Source organism: Bacillus sp. JJ1609, assembly GCF_036967045.1.
GTDB lineage: Bacteria > Bacillota > Bacilli > Bacillales > Cytobacillaceae > Mesobacillus.
This window is the reverse complement of the sequence record NZ_JBALSS010000037.1, coordinates 38779-46075: the sequence shown is the minus strand read 5'-3', so window position 1 is coordinate 46075 and position 7297 is coordinate 38779. Positions and strand designations below refer to the sequence as shown.

The 7297-nt window shown below is 34.5% G+C and carries 12 protein-coding genes; 10 read left to right on the top strand and 2 right to left on the bottom strand.

The window, feature by feature from the left end:
• Nucleotides 1-219: 219 nt before the first annotated feature.
• Entirely contained in the window at nt 220-447 is a 228-nt protein-coding gene (locus tag V7654_RS21920; protein ID WP_335432967.1) for a hypothetical protein, read from the top strand.
• 101 nt (nt 448-548) lie between these two features.
• Entirely contained in the window at nt 549-1115 is a 567-nt protein-coding gene (locus V7654_RS21915; RefSeq protein WP_335432969.1) for a class I SAM-dependent methyltransferase, read from the top strand.
• A gap of 217 nt (nt 1116-1332) precedes the next feature.
• Here V7654_RS21915 and V7654_RS21910 read toward each other — a convergent pair whose 3' ends face one another.
• Nucleotides 1333-2172 (bottom strand): tyrosine-type recombinase/integrase, encoded by an 840-nt coding sequence (locus tag V7654_RS21910; RefSeq protein WP_335432966.1) that lies wholly within the window; start codon nt 2170-2172, stop codon nt 1333-1335.
• 133 nt (nt 2173-2305) lie between these two features.
• Between V7654_RS21910 and V7654_RS21905 the strand changes: the two genes are divergently transcribed.
• The 3 genes from V7654_RS21905 to V7654_RS23970 all read left to right on the top strand — a co-directional run bounded on the left by V7654_RS21905 (nt 2306) and on the right by V7654_RS23970 (nt 3432).
• Complete coding sequence (locus tag V7654_RS21905; protein ID WP_335432965.1) at nt 2306-2644, top strand: hypothetical protein; 339 nt, start codon at nt 2306-2308, stop codon at nt 2642-2644.
• Nucleotides 2645-2868: 224 nt separating this feature from the next.
• Nucleotides 2869-3165, top strand: coding sequence for a zinc dependent phospholipase C family protein (locus V7654_RS23975; protein WP_438825335.1), 297 nt, complete (start codon nt 2869-2871; stop codon nt 3163-3165).
• 9 nt (nt 3166-3174) lie between these two features.
• A complete protein-coding gene (locus V7654_RS23970) occupies nt 3175-3432 on the top strand; it encodes a hypothetical protein (protein WP_438825334.1) in 258 nt (85 codons plus the stop codon).
• 229 nt (nt 3433-3661) lie between these two features.
• Here V7654_RS23970 and V7654_RS21895 read toward each other — a convergent pair whose 3' ends face one another.
• The gene (locus tag V7654_RS21895; protein WP_335432964.1) at nt 3662-4054 is read right to left on the bottom strand and encodes a DoxX family protein; all 393 of its coding nucleotides are present in this window, start codon (nt 4052-4054) and stop codon (nt 3662-3664) included.
• 224 nt (nt 4055-4278) lie between these two features.
• Between V7654_RS21895 and V7654_RS21890 the strand changes: the two genes are divergently transcribed.
• The 5 genes from V7654_RS21890 to V7654_RS21870 all read left to right on the top strand — a co-directional run bounded on the left by V7654_RS21890 (nt 4279) and on the right by V7654_RS21870 (nt 7200).
• The gene (locus V7654_RS21890; RefSeq protein WP_335432963.1) at nt 4279-4572 is read left to right on the top strand and encodes an antibiotic biosynthesis monooxygenase family protein; all 294 of its coding nucleotides are present in this window, start codon (nt 4279-4281) and stop codon (nt 4570-4572) included.
• A gap of 192 nt (nt 4573-4764) precedes the next feature.
• Complete coding sequence (locus V7654_RS21885; protein ID WP_335432962.1) at nt 4765-4974, top strand: hypothetical protein; 210 nt, start codon at nt 4765-4767, stop codon at nt 4972-4974.
• A 292-nt stretch (nt 4975-5266) separates the two neighbouring features.
• Nucleotides 5267-6046, top strand: a complete 780-nt coding sequence (locus V7654_RS21880; RefSeq protein WP_335432961.1) for a PAS domain S-box protein — start codon at nt 5267-5269, stop codon at nt 6044-6046.
• 206 nt (nt 6047-6252) lie between these two features.
• Entirely contained in the window at nt 6253-6738 is a 486-nt protein-coding gene (locus V7654_RS21875; protein WP_335432960.1) for a YjdJ family protein, read from the top strand.
• A gap of 87 nt (nt 6739-6825) precedes the next feature.
• Nucleotides 6826-7200 carry a hypothetical protein gene (locus V7654_RS21870; protein WP_335432959.1) on the top strand — a complete coding sequence of 125 codons (375 nt, stop codon included), beginning with the start codon at nt 6826-6828 and terminating at the stop codon, nt 7198-7200.
• Nucleotides 7201-7297 lie beyond the last annotated feature (97 nt).

The window sequence follows — 7297 nt, the reverse complement described above, 5'->3', positions numbered from 1 at the left end:
ATGGGATTGAAAGTTATTTTAAAAAAGAAAATAAGAAGCGTTTTTTATTAGATTTTGGTAGTGCACTTATATGGATTGTTACGTTTTTCTTATTTCTAGACTCAAAATGTTTTAGTCCTTATGATAACTTAAGGTTGCGTTAATCCAAGATGGATTAACGCCCTTTTTTTTGAAATTCTTATCGAACGGGGCAGGTTAGCTTAAAAAGGGGGAAATAACATGAATAGAAAAATAGGAGTATTTTTGTTCACATTTTTATCTTTTTTAACTTGGCTCTTCTTTGCTATATACTTTTCCACTGAGGAAGATTGGTGGACAGTCATTAAAGTCGAACAAATAAGTGATGATACCTTCCAAGGCAACGTATCTTTAATTAGAGTTTTAGCTGGTCTAATAATATTTTTACTAATTGGAGTTATTCTATATTGCTTAACTAGAAAAAAGTAAATGATTTAATGTCTTATTGAACAAACGGGGCAGTTTAGCTGAAGAAGGAAAAATAATGGTATAGAACGAAAATAGTAATGAATAACTCCTAAGAGGTGAAACTGTTGGGCATAAAACAGAATGATATTAAGTTGGTTATTGGTGCAGGAGAATATAATAATAATCCAGGTTGGCTACATACACAGGAAGAAGAATTAGATTTATTAGACGAAACTACGTGGCAAAACAGCTTCGATAAAAGTTCAATAACTGCTATACTTGCTGAACACGTTTGGGAACATCTTACCTATGAAGAAGGTATACAGTCAGCGAAAATGTGTTTTAAATATTTAAAGCCTTCTGGCTACATTCGTTGTGCAGTTCCTGATGGTTATTTTCCAGATGAGTCTTACCAAAACATTGTACAGGTTGGAGGACCTGGACCAAAAGAACACCCTGCAGCTAGTCATAAAATAGTTCACAATTATAAGACTTTAAAAAAAATGTTTGAAATTGCTGGATTTGAAGTTAAATTCCTTGAATACTTCGATGAGGAAGGGAATTTTCATCAGAATTATTGGGATGGAAAGGATGGGGTGATTTTTCGTTCCAAGAAATACGATCCTCGAAACCAAGGAGATAACCTGGTTTTTCCTTCTCTGATTATTGATGCTTATCGTGTAAAATAATCAAAAAAAGAGCAAAAACAATTTAGGTTTTATAGGTCACTTCTTTCAGGTATCAGATGGACAATAAACAATTCCATGATAAAAAAAGCCGCCTTCATTGGCAGCAAACTGAAACCAGGACAATCAATTAAAGAACTTTATCCGTGAACTAATGTACTTAAACTAACGGGTGAAAAGTACAAAAGCAACGCTTGATTTGCGTTGCTCCTTCAGCTTGTTAGAAATATTTCTTGTAAAATTCCTGTCTGAGCCTTCCACTTAATTGAGCGTATATTCGAGTGGTTTCGCTTTTCTCGTGACCCAAAAGGCTTTGAATGACTTCTACTGGTGCACCATTGTTTAATAAGTGGGTGGCATAGCTGTGTCTTAGTTGGTGTGGGTGTATTTCCTTATTTATGCCGGCACGAGCGGAGATTTTCTTTATGTAACACCTTATTTGGGCAATGCTCATTCTGTGTGGCTTCCTCTCAGTTACAAAAATGGCTGGATCCTTATCCAGGCGGCTATCAATGTATCTCTTAACCCATAATTCAGCTCGGATATTAAAATAGACTTCACGTTCCTTATCACCCTTTCCCCTGACAATGGCAGAACGGTTAGACCAATTAATGCTATTGCAATCCAGTGAGGCAATCTCCCCGATCCTGCAGCCAGTCGAGAACATAAATTCAAATAATGCCTTTTCCATAGGACTGATACAAGCTTCGCGTAAGAGTTCAATCTCCCTTTCGGATAAAAACTTTGGGATTCTCTTGCCGGCTTTAGGTACTTTGATCTTTGCCGCTGGATTAAAGGGGATATGCCCTTCTTCGTGACACCAGCGAAACAATGACTTCATAAAACGAATCCTATGGGCCATACTAGAGGGTTTTAAGTTCTTACCTTTAGTAGCAAGATATTCCTTTAATCCTTCTGTGTCCAAACTATCGATATTGGGATCCTTAAAATAACTAATGAGCAACTTTGCCTGAATCCCATATGCTTTTAAGGTATAGGGTGAAAAGCCTTCAATACGTTTATCAGCTTCGTAGGATTTCCAAGCACTAGATAATAACATATACATTCCTCCCATTTAATTGGATAATAAGAGGAATTATTGACTGTTTTATAGAAATTAAGACTTAATGTACAACCCAATTTAATTTTCAGGATCAGGTTTGTTAACGTTAATAAAAACAGGAGGGGATATTTTGAAAAAGTTTAGATTTACTCTAATACTGCTTTTATTAGTTATAACAATAATTGGTTTTTATGTATTAGATTCAAATAAAGAGGTTCCTATGGAACTTGTGGCACTCGAAAGTCTTACTAATAAAGAAAAGCTATTAGTTCCAGCAAGCCCCAAAGATTCTATAATAAAAAAGGTAGAAGTGAATAAGGACATAAAAACGAAACTTAATAAAAAGTACGACAAAGATGAGATTTACCAAATTATGTTTAGAAATACGCAAACTGACTCTTCAGGAAATCTAGTGGTTTATATTGCCCTGGATAAAAAGACTGTTGTAGGTAAGGGTTTTGATTGGTAAAACACTTAATGCATTGGATATACCGGGAAGAGAAATAAATACTAGTGGCTCTATAGAGGTGCAATTCTCTATCGAATTAATTTAACGGGTAGTTGATGTAGAACGTATTAACGCATTTTTGAACAAACGGGGCAGATTAGTTAAAGAAGAGTTGGGGAGTAAAGAAATTTTTAACACCATTCTTGAACTAAAATAGATGATTAATAAAAAAAGGGGAGAGTAATTTGGGTTCAAGAATAATGCATTCGATTATTGGTAAAAAAATTGCAGAGGCTTTATCAATCGAAAGCTTAACATCATTTTTGCTTGGCAGCATTGCTCCAGACGCTGTTTTTTCACACGAAGAAAAAAACTTATCACATTTCTTTATAGGTGAAGTGCAAGATTATTCAAGAAGTGTTGATTATAAAGGATTTTTACATAAATATGGTTCACAAGTAGAAAACCCTTATATATTGGGGTACTTTGCACATTTAATTGCTGATGAAATATGGTTAAGAGGATTTTACCTTTCTTGGTAAAGGAACAGAATGGATGCTGATGAAGGGTTATATAAGTTATACCATAATGATTTCCGATTACTAAATGGAAAGTTATTAGAACACTATGGTTTTACAGATGAATTGAGAAAATCATTTAGTCATTTTCCTACAATCTTAGATTTGGATGAGGTAACTTTCAAAGATGTTGAAAAATTTGTTCCTTATGTATTAGGAGATATGGAGTACGATAAAGAAGTTCTAAATGAAAAACTTAATGTTTTTAATATTAATCAAATAATTGGTTAAATAGAGACATCAGTTGATCTTGGGAAACAGAATATAAAACCAATTCTTAGAAAACAAATCTTTAACTAATTGGTGTGTTAACCCAAGAAAGGATGGGCTGCCTGTTTTGTTGAATCCTTCCTTATTGAACAACGGGGCAGTTTAGTAGAATAATACCTAAAATTTATAAAGGTACCTGCTAATATTAACAGGTACCCGATGCCTACATAGGAACATCATTTTTAGATTGTTAAAATCCGCCTAATGAATAATCTCCTGGTCCAATCATCGCTAAACCGACCGAGACTACTATTAAGAATAGGTTATATTCAAATCCTCCAGCTGTGACAGAAAAACCTTTTGGACCGTGAACCCTAACAATAGATCCTAACATTACTACAACAATCAGGACAGCCCCCAAGGGTAGAAATATTCCCAATATAAATAAAATTCCTGCAAGTAACTCTGCAATCCCACTAAACGTAGCAATGGCAACCCCTGGTTTTATCCCAATTGATTCAAACCATCCTCCAGTCCCTTTAATACCGTGACCACCAAACCAGCCGAAAAGTTTTTGCGAACCATAAAAAAGAAATACAAACCCAACCATTAACCGTATTAGTAACAATCCTAAGTCCGCCATATATTTTCACTCCTAAAAAATAATGATCTATTTATTTTAATTCCCAAATATTTTTATTTAATACTAACTTTATCTATCGGATGCAAATTGCTCCTTTAAAGATGCAAGGGTAAAAGGTTGGATCGCCGTGGTGAAACTTTTTTTGTTAAACTAAAGAAGCAGGTTAGTTCAATAAAGTAACTGGAAAAGTCGTAATGTTATACTGTTGGAAAGGGGGGGGATTAATGATATTGGAAGCTGTTATGCTCCAAGTTAAGGTAGGTATGGAAGCAGAATATGAAGAAGCATTTCGTGGGGCTTCCAAAATTATTTCTTCAATGAAAGGCTACATATCACACAATCTTCAACGATGTATGGAAGTTGAGGGGAAATATTTACTACTGGTTCAGTGGGGATCATTAGAAGACCATACAGTTGGATTTAGACAATCCAATGAGTATCAACAATGGAAAAAGCAATTACATCATTTTTATGACCCATTTCCAATAGTTGAACATTTTGAGAAGGTTCAACTTTAATTATTGTTTTTAAACTATCAGAGGCATTGATCCAAGAAGGATTGATGCTCTTTTTGTGGAATTTCTTATGGAACTAAAGGGGCAGGTTAGTTGAAGTATGAGCTTAGAAAACTAGAGATAAAAAGTTTATTTAGAACATAGAAACATATTAGAGGGAATATTGGAACCGAGTAAAAATAAAGGAGGGTTGTAATGAATGGTGACCCCATAGAATTTATATTAACTTGGGTGGCTTACATTAGCCTTGCATTTCTTGTTTGTAGAGTGCTGTGGGAACTATTCGCTTTTATTTGGATAGTCATCTTGCAAAAAAAAGATTATGACCGCTTTCTTTTCTGGATAAAGCCAAAGTTAAAAAGAAAACTCAAGAAAAAGAAAAAAAGAAAAAAGCTCAAAGGATGAGTACAAACTATATTGTATATACCAGAAAGATATCCCTTTAAATTAAGAATTTTCTTAGATAATTTAACTGGAAAAGTAAAATCCTTATTCAATTAACGGGTGCGTTGATCAAGGCAGGATTAGCCGCCTTTTTTGTTGAATCCCTTATTAGACAAACGGGGCAGGTTAGTTGAACAAGGATTTTTAAACTAATAAGCACAGATAAGGGGCATAAAATACAATAATTATTCACTTATTGTATAATGTTCTTAGTTGAAAACATATAGCTTTTGCTAAGGAGTGATGGATTTTCATGGGAAATAATACTGATGAAAAATTGTATCGTCAAATCGTGGAATCGACCACGGAGGCAATTATTATTCAACAAGATGGGAAATTTAAGTATATAAACCCTTCAGGAGTAGACTTTTTACGGGCCGCTTCCAGTGAGGAAGTTATAGGTAAATCTGTATTCGATATCGTACCCGAGGAGTATAGAGAGCTGACAGTAAGGCACACAAAATCGATCCTTGATGAAAATAAACCAACAGGAACTATCGAAAAACAATTAAGACGGTTTGATGGTTCACTAGTTGATGTAGAAACAAACTGTACTCCTGTTTTGTATGAGGATAAAAAAGCGATTCAATCTGTCGTCAGAGATATAACAAAGCGTAAAGAAATCGAAAGATCACTCGAAAAAGTGTCCAAAGAAATTAACACACTATCAGCTCCAGTCGTCCCTATATTGGAAGGGGTCGCTGTGTTACCCCTAGTAGGTTCTATCAATTATGAAAGAGCGAATTATATCTTAGAACATGTGCCTTTAAAAGTAAAGGAACAAAGTGTCCATACTTTGATTAGCGATTTTTCAGGCATCTATGAACTTGATGCAATGGTAATCCAATGTCTGTTTGAAACTAGTGCCGTACTTGGTTTGCTTGGTGTTCGTTCTATTGTAACGGGAATAAGACCCGAAATTGCCCAAAGTGTTGTTCAGCTCGGAGCCGATTTATCCCTAATTCAGATATTTGGAACTTTACAGCAGGCAGTACTTGATTTGGTGTTAAAGGATAGCTTCGTAAGTGTTTGAATAGGATATCAACTATATTCCGTGATATATTGTTATCCATATTCATTACAGGTTCGTTCTCTGGAGTCAGAGCCGTCATAAGACGGCTTTTTCATATTGTGCTATTGGGGGCAGGTTAGTTTAACAAGTAAATGGAAAATTAGCCCAAATACAACCTATAATATGTTAGTATTTAAGAAACAATGGAATATTGGAGGTCATTTAATATGATTAAGATTATAATTCAATTCGGTGTTTCCTCTATTTTACTTTTGTTTTCTACTGCTGTTGCTTGGTATGAAGGTAGTGCGATTTTGGATAATCCTTGGGAATGGAGCTATTCTACACCATTTACACAGCTACTGTATGGTGGAGTAGGTAATTCAGCCGACATATCACAATTGGATTACTTTGTTTATTCTGCTAAATTTCAACCCACCTTCCCCATTATTATGGTTTTGAGTAGTTTATATTTATTAGTTCTTATTGGATACTATATCTTAAAGAAAGAGAAGAATTGGTTTGCTTATTACCTGTTCTTTTTAGGTGGAGGATTATTTTTGTTTAGTTATTTTACTTCTAATTCTCCGACAGTCGGTGGTCGTATAATGTTCCCTTTGTTCTTAATTTGTGGTTTAGCAAGTATAGCAACTGCCCTAATAATTTATTATCAAATTTTAAATCGAATTAGAATGAAGAAAATTATCAACTAATTTATTTAGGGAAATGGTGCGTATCTACAATGGGCAGATACGCTTTTTTACTTACTGCACCGTGGCAGGTTACTTGAAGAAGGAATTATGAAAAAGGTTATATTTATTTGTATTTTAATGTTATTAACTGCTTGTAGTTCTAATAGCGAAAAAGAAAGGGACATAATACAACAAATAGAACAAGACCTAAGTTCAATTGTAAACTCAAATATCGTTAATAAAACATCTTCAAATCCAAATGACTACATAACAGCTAACTTGGAAGATTTTAATAACATAGTTTCAGGTAAACAAATTGCATTAAATCACTTTTTAGATAAGTTTAAAGAGGGTAAGGAAAACGGATTAAAAGAGTATATAATGGCTGCTGCGTGTGTCGAAATATTAGGAGATAAGAACCCCGTCAAAGAGTGGTCATCAGGTCTTGAATGGTATAAAAAATACACTGCTAAAAATGAGTAAATTATTAAGCTAACGGGTGCTTGAGCTTAAGAAGGAGCTGCTGCGGCAGCCCTTTTTTTGCTTGTTCCACTAACGGAGCAGGTTAGTTCAACAAGAA

What these genes read in the sequence shown, in the direction of transcription:
- V7654_RS21880 (WP_335432961.1), top strand. Translation starts at nt 5,267, where the DNA reads ATGGGAAATAATACTGATGAAAAATTGTATCGTCAAATCGTGGAATCG.
- V7654_RS21910 (WP_335432966.1), bottom strand. Translation starts at nt 2,172, where the DNA reads ATGTTATTATCTAGTGCTTGGAAATCCTACGAAGCTGATAAACGTATT.
- V7654_RS21875 (WP_335432960.1), top strand. Translation starts at nt 6,253, where the DNA reads ATGATTAAGATTATAATTCAATTCGGTGTTTCCTCTATTTTACTTTTG.
- V7654_RS23970 (WP_438825334.1), top strand. Translation starts at nt 3,175, where the DNA reads ATGGATGCTGATGAAGGGTTATATAAGTTATACCATAATGATTTCCGA.
- V7654_RS21890 (WP_335432963.1), top strand. Translation starts at nt 4,279, where the DNA reads ATGATATTGGAAGCTGTTATGCTCCAAGTTAAGGTAGGTATGGAAGCA.
- V7654_RS21920 (WP_335432967.1), top strand. Translation starts at nt 220, where the DNA reads ATGAATAGAAAAATAGGAGTATTTTTGTTCACATTTTTATCTTTTTTA.
- V7654_RS21885 (WP_335432962.1), top strand. Translation starts at nt 4,765, where the DNA reads ATGAATGGTGACCCCATAGAATTTATATTAACTTGGGTGGCTTACATT.
- V7654_RS21895 (WP_335432964.1), bottom strand. Translation starts at nt 4,054, where the DNA reads ATGGCGGACTTAGGATTGTTACTAATACGGTTAATGGTTGGGTTTGTA.
- V7654_RS21870 (WP_335432959.1), top strand. Translation starts at nt 6,826, where the DNA reads ATGAAAAAGGTTATATTTATTTGTATTTTAATGTTATTAACTGCTTGT.